Here is a 21,804-nt window from a genome sequence, read left to right on the forward strand (position 1 = left end):
GGTACGAAAATAATCTATATAAATTTAATATCCAATGAAATTGGTTTCAAATCTTAATTACTTTCATAACATCAGTAACAAATAATAACCACTCACCCCTAATTCAAACCTCTCTTTTTCAAAATATTAATAATTCAATTGCAAAAAAAGAGCATTCTCTAATGATAATTTATAAGCACTTATTTAAATCAACATTAACTCATTGGTAACGTTCCCGAACTGGGGAATTGATAAACTTTTAATTCAAATTCAGGTAAAACAGCCAAGATATGATCCATAATATCAGCTTGTATCGATTCGTAATTGGCCCATGCCTGATCGTTACTAAATACATAAAATTCAATTGGTAAACCCTTTTCAGTCGGTTGCAGATGACGAACCAAAAAAGTCATTTCATTGTGTATCTTAGGATGATTATGCAAATACGATTCAAGGTATTTCCGGAATAATCCAATATTGGTTAGTCTTCGGCCATTTACTAAAACACTCTCGTCAATCTTATTCTCCTTGTTATAATTTTCAATCTCTTCCTGTTTTAATTCAATATATTCCTTTAGAAAGTGAATTTTTTTAAATCGATCCAGCATTTCTTTAGAACAAAACTTGACACTGCTCATATCAATATTTACAGCACGTTTAATCCGTCGGCCACCGGAATCTTCCATTCCTTTCCAGTTCATAAATGGATGCGAAACCATTTCATAAGTAGGAATTGTTGTTATTGTTTTATCCCAGTTTTGGATTTTCACAGTATTAAGAGAGATATCCAAAACGGTTCCATCAGCATTATGAGATGGCATACTAACCCAGTCTCCTACCCTGACCATCTTATAAGCAGAAAGTTGAACACTGGCTACTAATCCCAGGATTGTATCTTTAAATATCAATAATAACACAGCTGCAATGGCACCTAAACCGGTAAATAAAGCTCCCAGCTTAACATTGAACACAATTGACACCACAACCAATACTCCAATAAAGTATCCAATGATCTGGGCAACCTGAATGTATCCTTTAATTGGTCTTTCCTGGGCATAATCATGCGATTCGTAAATATCCATGATAGCACTGAAAAATGCTGTCAGACTCCACACAAAAACCACAACCAGGTAAATCATAATTCCTTTATGAACCAATTCACCTATCTGCGGAAAATCGTTGAAAACAATACCATTAAAAACATACAATACAAATGCAGGAGCCAAATGAGATAATCGTTGAAAAACCTGTCGATCCACAAAAAAATCATCATTCTTCGATTTGGTCTTTCTAATAATTCTTTCAATGGCCTTAATAATGTAATATTTGGTAAGCTTATTAACCAGATAACTGATCAACAATACAATAACTGCCAATACAATAACTTTCAGAAGTAAACCGGACGTATCCGATAATCCCAAACTGGTAAAATACTTATCAATCCAACTATTAATTATATTATCAAATTCGATGGTTCCTTGCGTTTCTGTCGCTTCCATTATTTACTCTTTTATTCTTGATTTATGGTTTAAAACTGTATTTTTAAAATTTCTGATAAAAATAGATCAATGCAAAAACTATTAGTAAATATCATTATCTTTTTTGGAATGACAAGCTGTTTAACAGCTCAATCCTTTTTTGATAAACATTTTGAAGATAAATCAATGCGAATTGATTTAATACTTGCCGGCAATAAACAAAATCAAACGGTATATATAACCGAATTAAAGAAAGAACCCTACTGGGGCGGTTCTAAGAACAATCTGAAAGATCAGTTCAATTATGGAGAATATCGCTTTTTCATTATCGATGAAAACACAAGCGACACCTTGTATTCAAAAGGTTTCTGTACTCTGTTTGAAGAATGGCGCAGTACCGAAGAGGCTAAACACATTAACAAAGCTTTTTACCAAACTGTGACTTTTCCTTATCCCAAAAATGAATTCACATTTATTTTGAATGAACGTCACCGGGATGGCAGCTTTTCAACAATGTTGACCCAAAAGATTGATCCATCTGATGTGAATATCAGACAAACACAAACCGGAAAATACGAGGTCGCTCAGATCATCAACAACGGTCCATCCCATCAAATGGTTGATCTTTTATTTATCGCTGAAGGATATCAGGCAGATGAAATGGACAAATTCAAAAAGGATGTAAAAAAACATGCTGATTATCTATTGAAACAGTCTCCATATCTTGAGAATAAAGAAAAGTTTAATTTTTGGGCAGTTTGTTCGCCTTCTCAGGAAAGTGGTCCCAGCGAACCCGAAAAAGGCGTTTGGAAAGAAACGGCTGTTCAAGCTGCTTTCAACACCTTCTATGTTGACAGATACCTGGAGTCGACTAATGTAAAAGCAATTCGTGATATTGCAGCAGAAGCACCTTATGACCACATTGTAGTTCTGGTTAATTCGAAGCGATATGGAGGAGGCGGTATTTATAATCATTTCTCTTTAGGAACATCAGATAATTATCTGGCCCACGAGGTGATGATTCATGAAATAGGACATGGCCTGTTTGGTCTGGCTGATGAATATTACACATCAGATGTAGCGTATCAGGATTTCTTCAACCTGAAAGTAGAACCCTGGCAACCCAACATTACTACTTTAATTGATTTTAATTCGAAATGGCAATCGATGCTTTCATCACATACTCCTGTGCCGACGCCAGCCGATTCAGAATTTGAAAATACAACCGGTGTTTTTGAAGGAGGCGGTTATGTTTCAAAAGGTGTTTATCGCCCCGCCATCAACTGTAGGATGAAATCAAATGAAGCCAAAGGTTTTTGTGAAGTCTGCAAAAATGCAGGCGATAAAATGATAAAATTTCTAACTCAATAAATACAAAATGAACTACATAGCAGCTAACAACCGATATGAAACAATGATTTATAATCGTTGCGGACGCAGTGGTTTGAAATTACCCGCCATCTCATTGGGTCTGTGGCATAATTTCGGATCTGCCGATGTTTTTGATAACTCGCGCTCGATACTGCTTCATGCATTCGACAACGGTGTGACTCATTTCGATCTCGCTAATAATTACGGACCTCAACCCGGTTCAGCAGAAGAAACCTTAGGTCGTGTATTAAAAAGTGATCTAGGGAGCTATCGCGATGAATTGGTAATATCATCCAAAGCAGGGTATTACATGTGGGAAGGACCATATGGAGAATGGGGATCGAAGAAGAACCTGATTGCCAGTCTGAACCAAAGCCTGAAAAGAATGGGATTGGAATATGTTGATATTTTTTATCACCATCGTCCCGATCCGGACACTCCTCTTGAAGAAACCATGGCTGCACTTGATTTAATTGTTCGTCAGGGTAAGGCTTTATATGTCGGTTTATCGAATTATACGGCTGAACAAACACAAAAAGCAGAATCGATATTGCGTGATTTAGGTACCCCATGTTTAATTCATCAACCGCGATATCACATTTTTGATCGATGGGTTGAAGGTGGATTACTGGATGTATTGGATAAGAGAGGAATTGGCTGCATTCCGTTCTCACCATTAGCACAAGGCCTGCTAACAGACCGTTATCTGAAAGGAATACCTGAAGACTCAAGAATGGCTAAAGCCCATTTTTTGAAAGAATCGATGCTAACCGATGTGAAACGTAAAGCCATTACTGAACTTAATGCAATGGCTCAACAACGCGGACAATCGTTGGCACAAATGGCTATTGCCTGGTTATTGAGTCATAAAACAGTTACTTCAGTGCTTGTTGGAGCTTCATCTACCAACCAATTAGACAATAACCTGGCTGCTTTAAATAATATTGAGTTTACAGCCGAAGAACTTGAAAAGATTGAGACAATATCAAAACCCGTTTGGGCATAAGTCGAATTGAAATCAAAAAAGCTGCCTCATATTATTTGAAGGCAGCTTTTTTAATATTTTCCATTGTCTAGTCCTGAAATAGCGTTACACAAAAAGTAAAGCTATGAAAGAAGAAACTAAAGCAAAGTATGTTAAGCGCACACAGAAAGACTACTCTATGTCTTTTAAATTACATGTTGTTCAAGAAATTGAACGAGGTGATTTAGGTATAAAAGCTGCGACCAGAAAGTATGGAATTCAAGCCCATAGTACTGTTACTAACTGGCTCAGAAAATATGGTAACTTTGATTGGGAGAATCAAACACCATCGTATATGCCGAAATCAAAAGATCAAAAAATACTAGAGTTGGAACAAAAAATTAAACTTTTAGAGAAGCAAAAAGCTTTTCTGGAACACCAGGCCGAGCGGGCCGACAAAAAAGCTATATTCTTTGACATGATGATTGATATGGCTGAGAAAGAGTTTAATATCCCAATACGAAAAAACTCCTTACCCGAGGAATCGAATACTTTAAAACATCGCAAAAAGAAACAATAGTTTCTACCTGTAGATTACTCGGGGTAAGCCGACAGGTTTATTATAGAGCTAAACAAAGTTCATCAAGGCGTCAACAACGAGCTGAGGAAGTCATCAAGCTTGTTCAATCTGTTCGTGTCAGAATGCCAAGGTTAGGTACTCGCAAACTTTATAAGGTTCTTTACGAACCATTGCGGGAGCTTCATGTAGGGAGAGATACATTATTTGCCATAGTAAATGCCAACCATATGTCCATTAAACCAATACGAAGTTATCGAACAACAACCAACTCGCACCATAGATTCCGTAAGCATAAGAACCTAGTGTCCGAAATGACTATCTCTCGGCCCGAGCAGGTTTGGGTATCAGACATAACCTATATTGGCAACAGAGGCAATCATCATTATTTGTCATTAATAACTGACGCTTACTCTAAAAAAATCGTAGGCTATAATTTATCTGACAACCTAAATGTTGAGGGTGCATTAGATGCTTTAAAGAAGGCCATAAAAAAACGAAAATATGAGAAAGAGCCGCTAATACATCATTCAGACAGAGGTATTCAATATTGTAGCAATCAGTATCAAAAGCGATTGAATAAGAGTAATATATTAACTAGTATGACTGAATCTTATGACCCATATGCTAATGCCATTGCAGAGCGTGTTAATGGAATTATAAAAGGGGAATTTGAACTAGAGAAATATGCTCATAATAGTAAAGTCCTAAAGGCACTTGTGGCAGAAAGTATTGAGACATATAATAAATTAAGACCTCATTTTTCATGTGGCATGCTTACGCCAGAACAAATGCACGAACAACGAAAAGTAAAAATCAAGAAGTACAGCAAAAAATTAGTCCCCAAGGGTACCCTTGGGGACTAACAAGAATGTTATTATTTTAGTCCAATAATCTGTAACGGTTATTTAGGACTAGTCACATTCTTAATTATTGAAAAGGTAATCTTTAATCTGTAGGAATGAAATTCTTTATTGGATTATTAATTTATATGTATCGCTCACCTCGTCAGAGCTAACTGAAAGAATATAAATTCCTTTTTCCAATGTAGAACTATTTAATTTCAATTCTGAACTTTTTGTTTGGGTACTAACCATTAAGCGTCCACCTAAACTGTATACATTCAGATAAACATCCTTTCCCTCTTCGTTGCTAAACGTGATTTTAACCTCATCACCAGATATAGCAGGATTTGGATAAACAGAAAGGTTTTGACTTATCTTTGTGTTCTTCTCGATTGAAGTTGGGATTGTAATGTTTGATAAAGTCTCATCCCATTGATACCAGCGAACATTCCAGTGTGCTCTTTCTTTTATTCCATCAACAAGTTTCAATCGATAATCGAAATGTGATTTTCTTGTTTGCTCTCCTTCGTAAATAAAATCAGTATTACAAATCACGGCAAAAACAACATCATTGGCTGCAGGCTTATCAATATTCAATGTACATTCTCCACCAAATACAGGTTCTCCATACACAACCGACCCATCAGTAGCTCTGTAACACAGTTGGCAACTCATATTATTCCCTATTGGTCTAAAATCGACTGTAACCTTATCTGCATTTACAATTAAAGGAATTTGATTGGCACCCGACCATCCAGGAGTTGTTCTGTATTCAGGTGTAAGCAATCCGGTACCATCGTCTGATGTTTTAGCATATGGTGTTGCATACCAAACCTCAGGATTTAACCATGAAGGTTGCCATTCAGCTTGTATACTACCTCCAAAATTAGCGTCCAACAGATTACGACATGCTCCCGACCATGGGCCTATATCCAACATTGCCTGTTTAGCCCTGTATTCCATAATCAATCGCCTTGTTTGATATTCGCCTAAGGTATCAGCTATCCCCTCTAAAACCCTATTCTCACAGTATCTCCATATCCAGGCCACACTATGATCACCAAAAATCTGACTGAAGATTACCGGAAACAGGTTTCCATATTGATTACCTCCTAGCAAGTTACGCCAGGTACAAATTTGCTGATCCCCATCAAACATATTTACACCTTCTGCCGATGGCCCACCAAAACTATCATCCTGCAGCCAGCCAGAGTAGCACTCAATAGGCATGAATGGTGCAATTAAGGCGCCTGCATTCAAGAATCCCATAGACAAATAATCTCCTGACTTCTGTGATTCCATTTCCTGCTGTAACCAGGTATTTCCACCCTCGTGAAACCATGCTGCATTTTTAGCTCCAGGTAAATCAGCCAACACTGCATGAATTCCTTCGTGTATCATTGCACCCATTTGTCCCTCACGATCTCCGTATGTACATGCTGGATCGAATGAGTAAACCGGATAATAAGAAGCTAAAACCATTGGCCAACTTTGCCCTTGATAATCGATACTTCCCATCCAGCCACCTAAGGCTGTATTATCGGCATTATCAGTGCATAAACCAGATCCAAATAGATAGATCGCACTTCTGTATCCGTTTTTTGCCCTTTTATCAGGTGGCCATCCCATCACATCCCTGAAATAAGCAAAATCCTGATTGAATCGATCTAACATTGGAGTAATAGCTGCTTCTGTAATTTCATCACGGGCATTGGGCCCCCAAACAAATGTCCACCATCCTGAGGACTGGCGACCGGCCACATTTGCACAATCATCCAAATCCTGTGTTGGCATTTCCAATTCAGGATATTCATCCTTAAAATCGTAATAAATAGGAGGATCATAAGCCGGCCAATTATAAGCCGAACCATTATTACCAGAACTCACTGTAAGATTAACTCGACTCTGAGAATAACCCCCACAATCATTAATACACACAATCTCATATGCTCCCGACTGATTCAATTCAACATTCCCCAGATAGATATTATCGACACCAGAAGCTATAAAACCATCAGGACCAAACCAGTATATTTCAGCTTCTTCTGCAACCTGGGCTGTAATGGTAACATCATCACCAACCGTAACAATAATATTCGATAGTTGTACCTGTTCGCCATCGTTCACCTGTACTGAAGCAATAATCTCAGAAGCTGCACAAGGAGCTTCATCAGAGGCAAACACCTGCCATTCAATAATACCTGTAGAAGTATTACTTTTCATGGTAATACGAATTTTATTCGCCCAAACTCCCATTGAAAGAGAATTATTGATATTCAAATCAATTCCGATCTGACCAGCATGTATCCAGTTTACGCCATTCCAGTATTCAATATATGCATCAGTTGGCTTAGAAATTCCACCTCCATCAGACCACCAAAACACAGAAGTGGATTCAATATTAATTGCTGTTGGCCACTCATATTGCACCCAGTTATAGGTATTATAAAAAGATTCACCATTCCAGTTACCATAAGCTCCTGCAGCAGGCTTAGCTGTTGAACTGGTTGATGAAACACCATCGTTAACAGCACCTAAAGTCTCCCATGGCGATACATGTGATGTGGAAACAGTTGCCTCCAAAGCTCGGTTAGTTATTGTTTGTGCCCTGGAACTTTCCGTCCAAAGAAACAAGAAAAGTAAGAATAGATTAAAAAAAGTACTTTTTAGCTTCATATTACATAGATTTATTAGTTAAGAAAACTGATTTAATCGATTGTAGATTCAGTTTCAAAACTATGTATTGAAATACCTCTGACTATATCACATATATTTATTTTACTGGCACAGATGTTTAGTAAGCTTAGAAACTAAAACGGATAAAATTAAGAAGCATGTAACAATTAAATGTTGAATGCCTTAACTCAAACCCAGTTTTTTCATTTCATAATGAACAACTTACAAATAAAACCTCCATTTCCTCTGATGTAAAGCAATACAAAAACAAGGACTAATACTGTTACATTCTCATCATTGGAAACATATAAATTAATCATCTTTGAGATTGTATACCTTTGTAAAATATCAGCTACACCTATATCAAATAACAATAAATCCATTTATTGCTCTATAATTTTACAGATTGTTATTTCAGGGATATTCTATCTTACATTTTATTGCTAAAGAATAATTATTCTTTAATTTTGACTTGTAAAGTTTACAAGCGATACAACATGGAATATTTAAAAGCAGCTTACTCATTAATTTCTTTAATCAAGGAAACCAACTTAACTATTTTGGCTAGTACAGATAAGCTTGTTAAAACGCCCAATTACATGTTTATCAAAAACAATGATTCTATTGTGCAGGAGGTTAAAATGACTGCTTTTTGTAACGAATTTGTTAATAACACTCTTAGAAATATTCCTTCGCAGGCTTTTGTAATGACTGATATTGCCACCATGGATGTTAAAGGACAAAAGCTTACATATGTTCTTTATAAAGGTTATCATTCTAAAATAGAAAAAGGTCTGGTTTTCTACCAGTTAATCAATCAAGAGACATTCGAACCAATAGAATCTCTTCAGTTCAGTAATGTGGAGGACAATATTTTTTATCAGATTAAAGCTCCACAAAAAGAAGAAAGTTCGTGTAATGCGATGGAAACGGATAAAGAAATTAAAGGAGGCAAAAGCATTGTGTTTTTCATTGGTCATATGGATGAAGAACGCTTAATTTACGATATCCAACGCCTAATATTTGACACTGTTAACAACGTTAAAAATCACACAAAACTTCATTTCGAATTTATTATCAATATTTCTCGGTTTGGAGGAAAACCTTCTGCCGACTTATTATCCAAGGTAGAAGCCATTGATGAATTCACACAAAAAAACCTTTACCCTGAATATCCCAATGTTACATTTACTTTTGAATTTGAGAACGAAGAAAAATAAGCTTCTCACTATCAATTCAGATGTTTTTGATTCTGTTATCTAGTTCGCATTTTATTTAGAATTGAGTAACCTCACCCTTATTTTGCAATTGACTACATAAAATCAACAATTCACTTCATTGCATTTTTATTAGGTGTTTATTGGTTTTAATATTGCTTTATCAAATATTGATTAAAAGTAAAATTTAAACTAAATAATATGAACCGGACATTTACCAAACAATACAAGGTTAAGAGCCTATTGGTTTTTGCTCTGCTGTTTTCCACCATTTTTGGTGAAACTTTAAAGGCAGACGAAAAGCCAGCAAAAAAAACAAAAGTTTTTGTTTATGAAGATGGAAACTTCACTATTTCATCCGTATCTGAAGATTTTCCATTTGATCTGAAATATCAGGGCATTATTGAAATATCAAGCGATGATAAAATGATTAATTCAATCTCTCCTGGTGGATTTGTAGAAATTAATAAAACTGCATTTGGAAACAATCGTCGTCTGTTCATTCATGCTGATGACAACAGCAAGCTTACCTATGAGTATTATGTGGGCAAAACAAAAACTTCTTTTGAGCCTGAAGGTAAAAAATGGTTAGCAGAGATTCTGCCTGATATAGTTGCCAAGAGTGATTTAGGAATAGAATCACGAATACATCGAATCTATAATAAGGAAGGATTAGATGCTGTTTTTGAAATGATTGAAAACAGATCATCAACACGTAAATCACGCACTGAATGGTCATTCTTCAGCATGGAAACTGTTACGGTAAGCGGTAAATCAAAAACCAATGCCTTAAAAACTCTGATCTTCGATAATCAACTTAAAAATCAAGACCTTCGAAGGGTAATTGACGAAGTAGGTGATATCAGATCGAACAGTACTAAAGGAACTCTATTACGTTTCATTCTTGAGAATTATAAACTAAACACAGAACAGGCAGCAGCTTTATTGGAAGCAGTTTCAACTCATGAATACAATACAGAACGTGGTTCAACGCTACGTATGTTCAATGCTAATTATTCAGATGATTTCATTATACGAAAAGCTTATTTCGACATTATTGATGATATGGAAATTAATTCTGAAAAAGGAAATGTATTGAAAGATCTGATCAGGAAAAAAACACTGTCGAACGATACATGGATTAGTCTTTTGAATGTTGTTTCTGATTTCTCATCTGAAAGAGAAAAAGGTGCTGTTCTTCTTTTTGCACTTCCTTATATTCCTAAAGACAATGGTGTAATGGCTGAGTTCAGAAGTGTTTTGGATGATATGTCGGACAGTTACTATGTTTTGAAAGGAGAAATTACCACCGCCATGCTTGAATCAGGTCTTTCGACCGGCAACCAAAAACCTGACAAAGGATCTCTTTTAAGCTATTTGAGAACCGCTGAAAACATATCTTCAAACAGTCAGCGAGGACAGATTCTGCGAAAAGCAAATCGCTTATTTATCAACGATGATGAAGTGATAGATGCCTATTTCGCAGTATTGAACAGCATGGACAGCGAAATGGAGGTTTATAATATAATGCTTGATTTATTGGACAAGAACAAGCTTAATGAAAAAGCAATGTACCGATTACTACGACAAACCAGCAATCTGGTTCCTGATTTCCAGCATGGTGCAGGAGCCATACTTCGCCAGGTAATTCAGCAGTTTCCATTAACCGACAGCAACTATAATCAGTTCTTCCAGATTATTGAACGAATGGATCAGAACTCAACTATTGAAGAGCTTTTGAGAATGGTTATAGATCACCCTGTTTTAAATGATAAACTATTGATTAAAGTGATGGAATGTAATCAGCGAATAGAAGTTGATGTTGAGAAAGCAGCCATATTGGTTCGTATCAGTCCTCACATTCCGGGCAAAGACTCATCTGTTCAATACATCTTTCAATCAATGACCAAAGAACTTGAATCGGAATATGAAAAGAACAGAGTTTTAAAAACTATCCGCTAAATTAGAGGAATGCTTATGTCCGGATCAATCTATTCTTCGAAGAAGCTATTAATACAAGCGTTGGTCAGCACCCTATACGGGGTGCTGATTTACAGCTATCTGATATTCAGCGAACGAGGCGATCTTAGTTCTTTCGGAAACGATATGGATACACTTTCGTTATTCATAATAACTTCCTGGATAATTTTTGGAGTCTTCTCATTAGTTACAACAGGACTAAATCTGTATAAGAGCTGGAACAACGGCACCAGTTCCCGGTTTTTCATTCAGTTTGTGGCTAACACCCTTGTTGCGCTGGTTATTTTATTATTGAGTTTATATATTTTTATCCTGCTCAAACATCCCGATAAGTCCTTGGGAATTTTTCTTTCTGAATCGGGTGATGTCACTCTCAAATTCATCATTCTGTTTGTTATTTCCAATGTAGTATATATTCTCATTAATCTTTATCAATACTCGTACACCAGCTTTATTCAGGCTAATATCGAAAGCGAAAAGATGATAAGGGAAAGGCTTAAACTCCAATATGAAATTCTTAAAAGTCAGCTAAGTCCGCACTATTTATTTAATACACTTAATACTATTGCATCGCTGCTTCATCGCGACATAGCCACCACTGAGAGTTTTGTAAGAAGATTTGCACATACATTTAACTATATTCTAAAAAGTCATCAAAAAGACCTTGTATTGGTAAAAGATGAATTGGATTTTATTGATGCTTATTATTTTTTACTACAGATTCGATTTGAAAATGCACTGGATCTTTCAGTGCAGATTGATGACAGTGTTAAGCAAACATTTATTCCTCCCATGACCCTGCAATTACTAGTTGAGAATGCCGTTAAACACAATCATTTTGATGAAGATAAACCACTGAATATAAAAATTGAGTCGGACAAAAACTCTTTACGTGTCAGCAACAATTTTGAACGAAAGCCAGGTTTTATAGAGGTCGATAATCAGATTGTTAAAAAACCCAACCATCACGTTTCGCATAAAGTGGGTCTTGAAAACATAAAAAAACGTTACTCCTATTTCACCAGACATGAACTAATAATAGACCGAGACAATTATTTTACAGTCCAACTACCATTAATAATGAATCATTTATAGCCATTTAATTTATGATTCATTAATTTTAATCGAATGAAGAAAAACAGCACCCTTAATAAATGGCTACGCTTTCTGTTACCTGTCCCGACAGGAATTGTTGCTTATATACTTATTTTACTGGTTTTTGACACTTTGGATGAACTGGGAAGTCATTTCTTTAGCAATGAAGTTGCCATAACTATTTTCTTCTCTTTTATCCTCCTCGAAATTCAAAGAACGGCTTTGATATTTCTCGACAAAAAATTTCCAATTAAAATTATTAACCGCCATGAGGATGAATCAGAAAACACCGAAACACCCACAAAAACACCGGGAGCATCCACAAGAATCATAATCATTCCTCTACTTTCCCTTCTTGTTTCCATTATTGTAATATCAACACTGGTAATATTATATTACATCTATATTATCGGATTTAAAGATTTTAATCTTGAGTTAATTGCTTTCAACGGGGTGTTTGGTATAATTTCAATGGTTTATGCAATAATACATGTAAGTACTTCCTTCTTAGCTGTTAATAAGCAAATCAATTACATACGCGAGAAAGAACTTCGTAAAAGCCTGGAACACGATTTGGAAAATTACAAGCTGCAGATTAATCCACAATTGCTGTACGATAGCCTTGAAAACCTGATCTCAATTGTTAAGCATGATAAAAAGATGGCTGAAAACATTATCAATCATCTTTCGGGAATATACCGTTATATTTTGGATACCAGACACATTGAACTGGTTAGTGTAGCTGAAGAATTAAGAAACCTTAACTCATTGATTTACATTTTAAACATTAAACACAACGGAGCCATCAGAATTACAGATAGTTTGGATGAAGAATGCAATTGCAAACAAATGGTACCCGGAACCATATCAACCCTGTTGACCGAAATATGTAACCGATCCATCATTAATAAATATCAGCCATTAGAAGTAAATCTCATCAGTTCAAATGAGAAACTTCAATTCAAGGCTACCAATCATCCCAAAATTAATTTGGAAAGCATAAATCATTGGAACATCAACCACCTCAACAGGGCTTATGATTATTTTAGTTCGGAAAGACCTGAGATAATTGATAATGATACGGAGATAAAAATTAGCATACCACTTTTTGAAATTGAAGAGGAATAGACCATGAGAGTACTAATAATAGAAGATGAAAAACCAGCAAGTGAGATACTTGTGAGATTATTGCAGCGCTACGATTCAAATATTCACATTGAAAACATTCTTGAATCTGTTCAAAAATCGGTTGAGTGGTTACAAAACCCTTTGAATAATGTGGATTTGATTTTCATGGATATTCACCTTTCTGATGGATTAAGCTTTGAAATATTCAATAAAGTACAGGTTAATATTCCGGTAATTTTTACAACTGCCTACAACGAATACGCTATTCAGGCTTTCAAAGTAAACAGCATCGATTATTTGTTAAAACCAATCAATTACGATGATTTATTTCACAGTCTCGAAAAACTGGAAAGTCTTCGTCAAAACCTATCTTCGGCTAGTCAACGATTAAAATTGGAAGAGCTTAATGAAGCATTATTGCATTACAGAAAAACCTATAAAGAACGCTTTATGGTAAAACTGGGTGAACGAATAAAATCGGTCACAACCAATAAAATAGTTTTATTCTATGCCGAAGGTCGTACTGCTTTTATTCTTACCGAAAAAGGAAATCGTTATATTATCGATTACAAACTGGAGGAACTGGAAGATATGTTGAATCCAGCTGAATTCTTTCGTATCAGTCGATCATTCATTGTCAATATAAATAAAATACAGGAAGTACTGGTTCATTCGAACAGCCGTCTGAAGATTAAACCTGATGTTGAATTTGATCGTGAGATCATTGTGAGTCGCGAAAAAGTAACAGCCTTTAAAAGTTGGTTTAATGGATAATGCCTGACTTTTAGATCAGTAGACTCTTAGAGATTAGTACTATTTAATTCCAGACTTATGCTACATTTTTTTAGCCTCCTAATGACTGATAAACTACTGCCTGCTGCCTTGTTTCTTATGGACTAAATATAAAACTATTTACCTACCTTTGCAGCCTCAAATAGCTGATCATGATTAATTATTTATCTGCCGAAAACATTACCCAGCATTGGGGCGACATATGCTTATTCGAAAATATCAATATAGGATTATCCGAAGGTCAAAAAGTAGCACTGATTGCCCGTAATGGAGCCGGTAAAACCACCCTTCTGAATATTTTAGCAGGTAAAATGCCTTCCAATGAAGGAAATGTAATTCTTCGAAATGGTATTACATTGGGTTATCTTAGTCAGGATCCATATCTCAATCAGCAACACACAGTTATTGAAGAAGTATTTAATACCGAAAGTGAAGTTGTTCAAACGATTAAAGCCTATGAACAGGCCATCGAAAAGAACGATCAGGAAATGATGGGCACGCTGATAGAAAAGATGGATGCTCTGCAAGCCTGGGATTATGAGCAGCGAATCAAACAGATTCTGTCGGAATTAAAAATCACAAAGTTCGATCAGCCTGTATCTGAACTATCAGGTGGTCAGCGTAAGCGAGTTGCTCTGGCGAGCATTTTGATCTCAGAACCTAATCTATTAATATTGGATGAGCCCACTAACCACCTCGATCTGGAAATGGTTGACTGGCTGGAGCAATACCTTTCAAAGTCGAAAGCTACTTTGTTAATGGTTACTCACGACCGCTATTTCCTCGATCGTGTTTGTAATGAAATAATTGAGCTGGCTGATCAGAATATTTATAAATACGAAGGCAATTACTCCTACTTTTTACAAAAACGTCAGGAGCGTATTGAGACTCAACAGGCAGAAGTAGAAAAAGCCCGTAACCTGCTGCGACGAGAGCAGGAATGGATGAATCGAATGCCACAGGCTCGCGCTACAAAAGCTAAATACAGGATTGATGCTTTTTATGATTTGAAGGATAAAGCTTCGCAGAACCTGAATGAACAAAACCTTGAAATAGGTATAGGACAGGCCCGACTGGGCAAAAAAGTGGTCAACCTGCATAACATCTCCAAATCATTTGATGACAAAAAACTCATCGAAGACTTTAGCTATAAATTTGCACCATTTGAGAAGGTTGGTATTGTTGGCAAAAACGGAACCGGCAAATCTACCTTCCTGAATATTTTAACAGAAACACTTCAACCCGATACAGGTGAAGTTGAAAAAGGTGAAACCGTTATTTTTGGATATTATCGTCAGGAAGGAATTAAAATAGACGAGAGTAAAAAAGTAATAGATGTGATCTCCGAGATTGCAGATGATATTTCATTGGGCAATAACCAACGTATGTCAGCAGCTCAGTTTTTACGTTACTTCCTCTTCCCTAACGAAATGCATCATGTATTTGTTAGTAAACTTAGTGGCGGTGAGAAAAAGCGTCTGTTCCTGATGACTGTTTTAATGCGTAATCCTAATTTTCTGATTCTGGATGAGCCTACCAACGACCTGGATATATTCACTTTAAATGTACTCGAAGATTATCTTCAGAATTTCAAAGGATGTGTAATCATTGTATCGCACGACCGTTACTTTCTGGATAAAGTTTGTGATCATTTATTCGCTTTTGAAGGTGAAGGAAAAATAAAGGACTTCCCGGGTAATTATTCCGATTACCATGACAATTCAAAAAAAGAACAACGCGAAAAGGTCAAAACCGAAAAAAAACCAAAGCCAGAAGCAAATACACAAACCAAAGACAAACCTAAAAAACTTAGCTACAAAGAAAAACGAGAATTAGAATCTTTAGAGACAGAGCTGGAGGAACTTGAACAGAAAAAAGAAGAGTTACAAAACATTTTAAATTCAGGAACGCTAGGACCAGATGAATTGGTAGAAAAATCTGAATTACTGGGCCAAACAATGGAATTCATAGAAGAAAAAGAAATGCGTTGGCTTGAATTGAAGGAAATTGAAGAAATGTAATTATGTATTCTACCATTGGGTGTAATTACTTATATTTGCATCAATTAACGACTTATGCCCAAAAGACTTTTAACCATAATATTGCTATGTTTGCTCATAATCGGCCAAACAGTTACTGCAGATAACGAGAATAGCATTGCTCGCGAAATTAAAGTCGGAGTTTACCATAATCCACCTCTCATTTTTTCTGATTCAACAGGCAAGGCAAAGGGTATTTTTATTGATATACTGGAACATATTGCCATCGAAAAAAACTGGAAACTTAATTACTTCAATTACACTTTAGAAGAAGCACTCATTGCAACGCAAAATAACCTGATAGATATTGCGCCCTGCATCGCCTATTCAAAAGAAAGAGAAAAAACAATACGATATTCCAAAGATCCGATCTTTATTAATTGGGGAGTTATATACACTGGTCTGGAAAATACAATCCGTGATATTTCAGAAATGGAAAATGTAAAACTGGGGATTGAGAAAGGAGATATACATGGGGCTGCTTTTATCAAACTTCTAAAGGACTTTAACATTCATACTGAAATATTTAATTATGCCGATCAGAAGCAATTAGTTGAAGCCATAAAAAAAGAAGAAGTTGAAGCTATTGCCATCAATAAAGTGTTTGGTTTCAATGTCAATTTAAAAAAAGAATTAAGAGAAACACCCATACTTTTCAATCCTGTTCATCTCAATTTTGCTACCAGTCGTGAATCTATTGAGTTGATAAATGAACTTGATACTGAGATAAGTAGATTCCTCACTCAATCACCTGAAGTTTATCATTCCATTATCGATCGATGGATGTTAGCTCCAATTGAAAAAGAGAAACCACTTTGGCTAAAAGTATTTTTATTCGTTATCGGTTCAATTATTAGTCTTCTCGTTGTTTATTTAATATTTCTAAGAGTTAGAATAACCAACAATAATAGGGCACTTAAAAAAGAGCTTAAACTCAGAGCCGCTAACGAGAAACTTATAGCCCAATTAGTTAATGAGAAGGAATTAATATTAAACAGCATTGATGAACAGGTTGTTTTTGTTGATCCAGCATACCGGGTTCTTTGGGCAAACAAAGCATACAAAGAAAAAACAATCAAAACATTTGATAATCAGCTAGGACAAAAATGTTTTGAAATAGTATATGGTAATAAGAAACCTTGTGAATTCTGTCAGATTGAAAAAAGCAAAATATCCAATAACACAGAGGTTTTAGAATATTTTGATGAGCAAAACCAAAAATATTACCGTACTAAAACCAGCCCAGTGTATGATGGTGGAACCTCACCAATAGGTTTTGTAAAGGTTATAAGCGATTTTACAGATAAGAAAAAAAATGAAGAAGAATTGATTGCAGCCAAGGAGAAAGCTGAAGAATCGGACTTTATGAAATCGACCTTTTTAGCCAATATGTCACATGAAATTCGAACTCCCATGAATGCCATTATTGGGTTCTCAGAGCTTTTAGAAGATAATGATCTGACCAATGCTCAAAAAAACAACTATCTGAATATTATTCAATCCAATGGTCAGCATCTGCTGCAACTGATTTCTGACATACTGATATTTTCTCAATTGGAAAGCGGACACATCGAACTCCAATATTCCAGTTTTAACATTACAGAAGTATTGAAGGAAATCTATCAACAATTTAAAAGTGAAAAAGAGAAACTCGATAAACCTGATCTTGAGATTCTTTTATCCATTGATAAAATTGAAAGTAACACAAGCCTGCATTCCGATAATATCAGACTTAAACAAATTATCTTTAACCTGATGACCAATGCTCTTAAATTCACCGAGAAAGGCAGTATTACATTAGGAGCCTATATTAATGAGAACATGCTTGTGATTTACGTTAAAGACACAGGTATTGGTATCCCGAAAGATCAACAAGCAAAAATCTTTCATCGATTCCTGCAGGTAGAGAATCCGCATCTTAAGAAAGCAGAAGGAACCGGATTAGGTTTAACCATTTCCAGTGATCTGATAGATTTATTAGGAGGTAAAATTGAAGTAAAATCAAAAGTAGATGTTGGCAGTACATTTACAATTTACCACCCTATTTACCGGGAAGAATCCTCTAACAGTATAAAGCAAAAACAAAAAACAGGGATTCAATAATATTTACTCAGCATTTACAAACTATTAGTAAAACATAAGCAAAACTTACTATTTAATTTTTTTAGTATTTTCTTACTCTCGATTTGGTAATCTAAATTTATTCTCTACATTTGTAGCACGAAAAAAACAGAGAACAATGGCTCACAACTTTTTTTATAGCTTTTATTATTTCTTTTTTAGCAGACTAAAAGAGGTGGGCACGCTATAAGACATTCAGAATAGTAAAATATATAGAAACCCGCCTCGTAAGGCGGGTTTTTTCATATACTGACTTAAACACAATGAAACAAAAGAAAAAAATAGCAATACAGGGATGGCCGGGAGCAAATCACGAGATTGCCGCAAAAGCGTACTTCGAGGATGATAAATTAGAAGTAATACCGTGCCTTACCTTTCCGGACTTGTTTCAGACATTAAAAGAAGATAGGTCGATTTATGGAATTATTGCTATTGAAAATACATTGGTAGGTAGTTTATTACCTAACTACACCATGCTTAAAGACAGTGACCTGCTTATTATTGGTGAGTACAAATTGCGTATCAAGCACCAGTTAATGGCATTACCCGGGCAAAGTATTGAAGATATCCGCGAGGTACATTCTCACCCTATGGCATTAGCGCAGTGTGAGGAATTCTTTAAAGCATACCCTCATATTAAATTAATCGAATCGGAAGATACAGCCTTAAGTGCCAAGCGTATTTCGGAAGAAAAAATAACAGGCATTGCTGCCATAGCTTCTGAACTGGCGGCAAGCATGTATAAACTAAATATAATTGCCAGTGGTATTGAAACCAATAAACGCAATTACACCCGCTTTTTAGTTATTACCGACAGAGCATTGACTGAAACGGATGAACTTTTGGCACAAAACAGAATCAATAAAGCATCATTGGTTTTTTCATTGCCTCACGACGAAGGAAGCCTGTCGAAAGTTTTGACTGTTCTGAGTTTTTATAACATCAACTTAACCAAAATACAATCCTTACCTATCGTAGGACAAGAATGGGAATATTTATTTTATGTTGATGTTACATTCAATGATTACAAACGCTATTTACAATCGTTGGATGCTATACGACCTTTGTGCAAAAAACTAAAGATTCTGGGCGAATACGAAAAAGGTAAACAATCATACCCTATTCAAAACGGTAATACAGTAGAAACAGCCAACCATGAATAATATACAACCAGCTGATAGAATCAATCAGGTAGAAGAATACTACTTCTCTATCAAACTAAAAGAGCTTGATAAATTAAGAAAAGAAGGCAAGCCAATTATTAACCTGGGAATCGGTAACCCTGATATGGCTCCTGCTCCTTCAGTTATTGAAGAGATTTCGGAACAAAGCAAAGTCCCTACCAATCATGGCTATCAAAGTTATGTTGGCATACCTGAACTGCGGGAAGCATTCAGTACTTGGTATGAGAGATATTACGGTGTAAAAGTTGACCCAGGAACAGAAGTTTTGCCATTGATGGGATCTAAAGAAGGCATTATGCACATTACACTTGCTTTCCTTAATCCGGGCGATGGAGTTTTGGTTCCTAATCCGGGATATCCAACCTATGCTTCGGCCAGTAAAATTGCCCAGGCAACTTTGATTCCTTATGATCTGGATGAAAACAAAGGCTGGTTGCCCAACCTGGATGAGCTTGAAAAACTGGATTTAAGCAATGTTAAGCTGATGTGGATTAACTATCCGAATATGCCTACCGGAGCCAATGCCAATACTGACTTTTTCAAGAAAGTAATTGCCTTTGGAAAGAAGCATAACATTGTTATCTGTAATGATAACCCATACAGCTTTATCCTGAATGATTCACCCCAAAGTATATTATCCATTGAAGGTGCCAATGACATTGCCATTGAGCTTAACTCACTGAGTAAATCTCATAACATGGCCGGATGGCGTGTAGGAGCTGTATTCTCTAATCCAACTTTCATTCAATATATTTTAAGAGTGAAAAGTAATATGGATTCAGGAATGTTTAAACCTCTTCAGCTGGCAGCTGTTAAAGCTTTGGAACTTGATAGCAACTGGTACCAAAGTGTTAATCAAGAGTATAAACAACGAAGAGTACTGGTTCAGGAAATAATGGATATTCTGGAATGCACCTACGATACTAATCAAACCGGAATGTTTGTTTGGGCCCGCATTCCTGAGAAATATAAAGATAGTGGGGAACTATCGGATAAGATCCTTTACGGAGTAGATGTATTTATAACTCCGGGTCTTATATTTGGTGAGATAGGTAACCGATACATTCGAATCAGCCTTTGCACCAAGCAAGAAGTATTAAAAGAAGCAAAACAAAGAATAGAAAAAATCATAAAACAATAACCATGGAAAATAAACTGGATTTACTACCATTGGAATTACCAGGTGTTAAACTGGAGCGTCCTATTTTAATTGCCGGACCATGTAGTGCCGAAACAGAAGATCAAGTGCTTACCACAGCCAAACAATTAGCTGCTCAGGGAGTAAAAATATTCCGCGCAGGAATATGGAAACCACGTACTCGTCCGGGAGCTTTTGAAGGTGTTGGAACCGTTGGTTTGCCCTGGTTGAAGAAAGTGAAAGAAGAAACAGGTATGTTTGTTAGTATTGAGGTTGCTACAGCTCACCATGTTTACGAAGCTTTAAAGTTTGGTGTAGATATGCTTTGGGTAGGTGCCCGTACAACAGCAAACCCTTTTGCTGTGCAGGAAGTAGCAGATGCATTAGCAGGTGTGGATATTCCGGTACTGGTAAAAAATCCTGTGAATCCTGATTTGGAATTATGGATTGGAGCATTGGAACGTATCAATCAGGCAGGAATTAAGCGTTTGGGTGCTATTCACCGTGGATTCAGCACATACGATAAAACAAAATACCGTAACAACCCTGAGTGGCAGATTCCAATTGAGTTACGTCGTCGTATTCCTGAATTACCTATTATTACTGACCCCAGCCACATATCTGGTAAAAGTGGTATGATTGCTGAAGTATCACAGGAAGCAATGGACCTTAACTTCGACGGTTTGATCATCGAATCGCATATGTGTCCTGAAAAAGCCTGGAGTGATGCCAGCCAGCAGGTAACACCTGATCATCTGAAACAAATCATGACTGATCTGGTAGTGCGTCAATCTGCTATTGGTGAAAAGCCACGTGTAACGCTGGATGAATTACGTAAGAAAATAGACTTGCTTGACCAACAATTATTGGAAACATTAAGCTCAAGAATGAAGATTTCTGAGGCGATTGGTAAATACAAATACGATAACAATATTACGATTCTTCAAACTCGTCGTTACGATGAGATTATGAATAAACGTCGTGATCAGGCTACAGATAATAACCTGAATCCTGAATTTGTTGTGAAAGTATTTGAACATATTCACGAAGAGTCAATCAATCGTCAGAATATTATTATGAATAAAGAATTGGCGAAAAAATAAATCAAACGAGGCTGGAGTAGTGCAAAAACTAAACATCAAAACAACGTTAGTTTCAATTTGTAATAAAATATCATTTTATGTCACCCCTAAATCCCCTGAAGGGGACTTAAGCCTCCC

16 protein-coding genes are annotated in these 21,804 nt (G+C 36.1%); 14 read left to right on the plus strand and 2 right to left on the minus strand.

Annotation, left to right across the window (positions count from 1 at the left end):
• Positions 1 to 194: 194 nt before the first annotated feature.
• Positions 195 to 1,478 (minus strand): mechanosensitive ion channel family protein, encoded by a 1,284-nt coding sequence (locus tag ACRD62_RS20400; protein ID WP_430821955.1) that lies wholly within the window; start codon positions 1,476 to 1,478, stop codon positions 195 to 197.
• A gap of 69 nt (positions 1,479 to 1,547) precedes the next feature.
• Between ACRD62_RS20400 and ACRD62_RS20405 the strand changes: the two genes are divergently transcribed.
• From ACRD62_RS20405 to ACRD62_RS20420, 4 genes are all read left to right on the plus strand, one after another.
• A complete protein-coding gene (locus ACRD62_RS20405; protein ID WP_430821956.1) occupies positions 1,548 to 2,828 on the plus strand; it encodes a M64 family metallopeptidase in 1,281 nt (426 codons plus the stop codon).
• A 7-nt stretch (positions 2,829 to 2,835) separates the two neighbouring features.
• Entirely contained in the window at positions 2,836 to 3,834 is a 999-nt protein-coding gene (gene mgrA, locus ACRD62_RS20410; RefSeq protein ID WP_430821957.1) for an L-glyceraldehyde 3-phosphate reductase, read from the plus strand.
• Between the two features lie 103 nt (positions 3,835 to 3,937).
• Positions 3,938 to 4,372 (plus strand): helix-turn-helix domain-containing protein, encoded by a 435-nt coding sequence (locus ACRD62_RS20415; protein ID WP_430821958.1) that lies wholly within the window; start codon positions 3,938 to 3,940, stop codon positions 4,370 to 4,372.
• Positions 4,369 to 5,235, plus strand: coding sequence for an IS3 family transposase (locus tag ACRD62_RS20420; RefSeq protein WP_430821970.1), 867 nt, complete (start codon positions 4,369 to 4,371; stop codon positions 5,233 to 5,235). The genes ACRD62_RS20415 and ACRD62_RS20420 overlap by 4 nt, the downstream gene beginning before the upstream one ends.
• A gap of 105 nt (positions 5,236 to 5,340) precedes the next feature.
• On the opposite strand, the gene ACRD62_RS20425 is transcribed toward ACRD62_RS20420, so the two are convergent.
• On the minus strand, positions 5,341 to 7,890 hold the full coding sequence (locus tag ACRD62_RS20425) for a T9SS type A sorting domain-containing protein (protein ID WP_430821959.1): 2,550 nt from the start codon (positions 7,888 to 7,890) through the stop codon (positions 5,341 to 5,343).
• A 497-nt stretch (positions 7,891 to 8,387) separates the two neighbouring features.
• On the opposite strand from ACRD62_RS20425, the gene ACRD62_RS20430 reads away from it, so the two are divergent.
• The 10 genes from ACRD62_RS20430 (at position 8,388) to ACRD62_RS20475 (ending at position 21,687) form a co-directional block, all read left to right on the plus strand.
• Positions 8,388 to 9,110, plus strand: a complete 723-nt coding sequence (locus ACRD62_RS20430; protein ID WP_430821960.1) for a hypothetical protein — start codon at positions 8,388 to 8,390, stop codon at positions 9,108 to 9,110.
• 198 nt (positions 9,111 to 9,308) lie between these two features.
• Positions 9,309 to 11,069, plus strand: coding sequence for a hypothetical protein (locus ACRD62_RS20435; RefSeq protein WP_430821961.1), 1,761 nt, complete (start codon positions 9,309 to 9,311; stop codon positions 11,067 to 11,069).
• Between the two features lie 15 nt (positions 11,070 to 11,084).
• Positions 11,085 to 12,182 (plus strand): sensor histidine kinase, encoded by a 1,098-nt coding sequence (locus ACRD62_RS20440; RefSeq protein WP_430821962.1) that lies wholly within the window; start codon positions 11,085 to 11,087, stop codon positions 12,180 to 12,182.
• Between the two features lie 33 nt (positions 12,183 to 12,215).
• The gene (locus ACRD62_RS20445; RefSeq protein WP_430821963.1) at positions 12,216 to 13,310 is read left to right on the plus strand and encodes a histidine kinase; all 1,095 of its coding nucleotides are present in this window, start codon (positions 12,216 to 12,218) and stop codon (positions 13,308 to 13,310) included.
• A 3-nt stretch (positions 13,311 to 13,313) separates the two neighbouring features.
• Positions 13,314 to 14,084 carry a LytR/AlgR family response regulator transcription factor gene (locus ACRD62_RS20450; RefSeq protein ID WP_430821964.1) on the plus strand — a complete coding sequence of 257 codons (771 nt, stop codon included), beginning with the start codon at positions 13,314 to 13,316 and terminating at the stop codon, positions 14,082 to 14,084.
• 170 nt (positions 14,085 to 14,254) lie between these two features.
• Positions 14,255 to 16,123, plus strand: a complete 1,869-nt coding sequence (locus tag ACRD62_RS20455) for an ABC-F family ATP-binding cassette domain-containing protein (RefSeq protein ID WP_430821965.1) — start codon at positions 14,255 to 14,257, stop codon at positions 16,121 to 16,123.
• A 54-nt stretch (positions 16,124 to 16,177) separates the two neighbouring features.
• The gene (locus ACRD62_RS20460; RefSeq protein ID WP_430821966.1) at positions 16,178 to 18,244 is read left to right on the plus strand and encodes a hybrid sensor histidine kinase/response regulator; all 2,067 of its coding nucleotides are present in this window, start codon (positions 16,178 to 16,180) and stop codon (positions 18,242 to 18,244) included.
• A 281-nt stretch (positions 18,245 to 18,525) separates the two neighbouring features.
• Positions 18,526 to 19,425, plus strand: a complete 900-nt coding sequence (locus tag ACRD62_RS20465) for a prephenate dehydratase (RefSeq protein ID WP_430821967.1) — start codon at positions 18,526 to 18,528, stop codon at positions 19,423 to 19,425.
• Positions 19,418 to 20,587: a pyridoxal phosphate-dependent aminotransferase gene (locus ACRD62_RS20470; RefSeq protein WP_430821968.1), complete on the plus strand. Its 1,170-nt coding sequence runs from the start codon at positions 19,418 to 19,420 to the stop codon at positions 20,585 to 20,587. The genes ACRD62_RS20465 and ACRD62_RS20470 overlap by 8 nt, the downstream gene beginning before the upstream one ends.
• A 2-nt stretch (positions 20,588 to 20,589) precedes the next feature.
• Complete coding sequence (locus tag ACRD62_RS20475) at positions 20,590 to 21,687, plus strand: chorismate mutase (RefSeq protein WP_430821969.1); 1,098 nt, start codon at positions 20,590 to 20,592, stop codon at positions 21,685 to 21,687.
• The last annotated feature ends 117 nt before the right edge of the window (positions 21,688 to 21,804 follow it).

The organism is Carboxylicivirga caseinilyticus (genome assembly GCF_050589785.1).
GTDB lineage: Bacteria > Bacteroidota > Bacteroidia > Bacteroidales > Marinilabiliaceae > Carboxylicivirga > Carboxylicivirga caseinilyticus.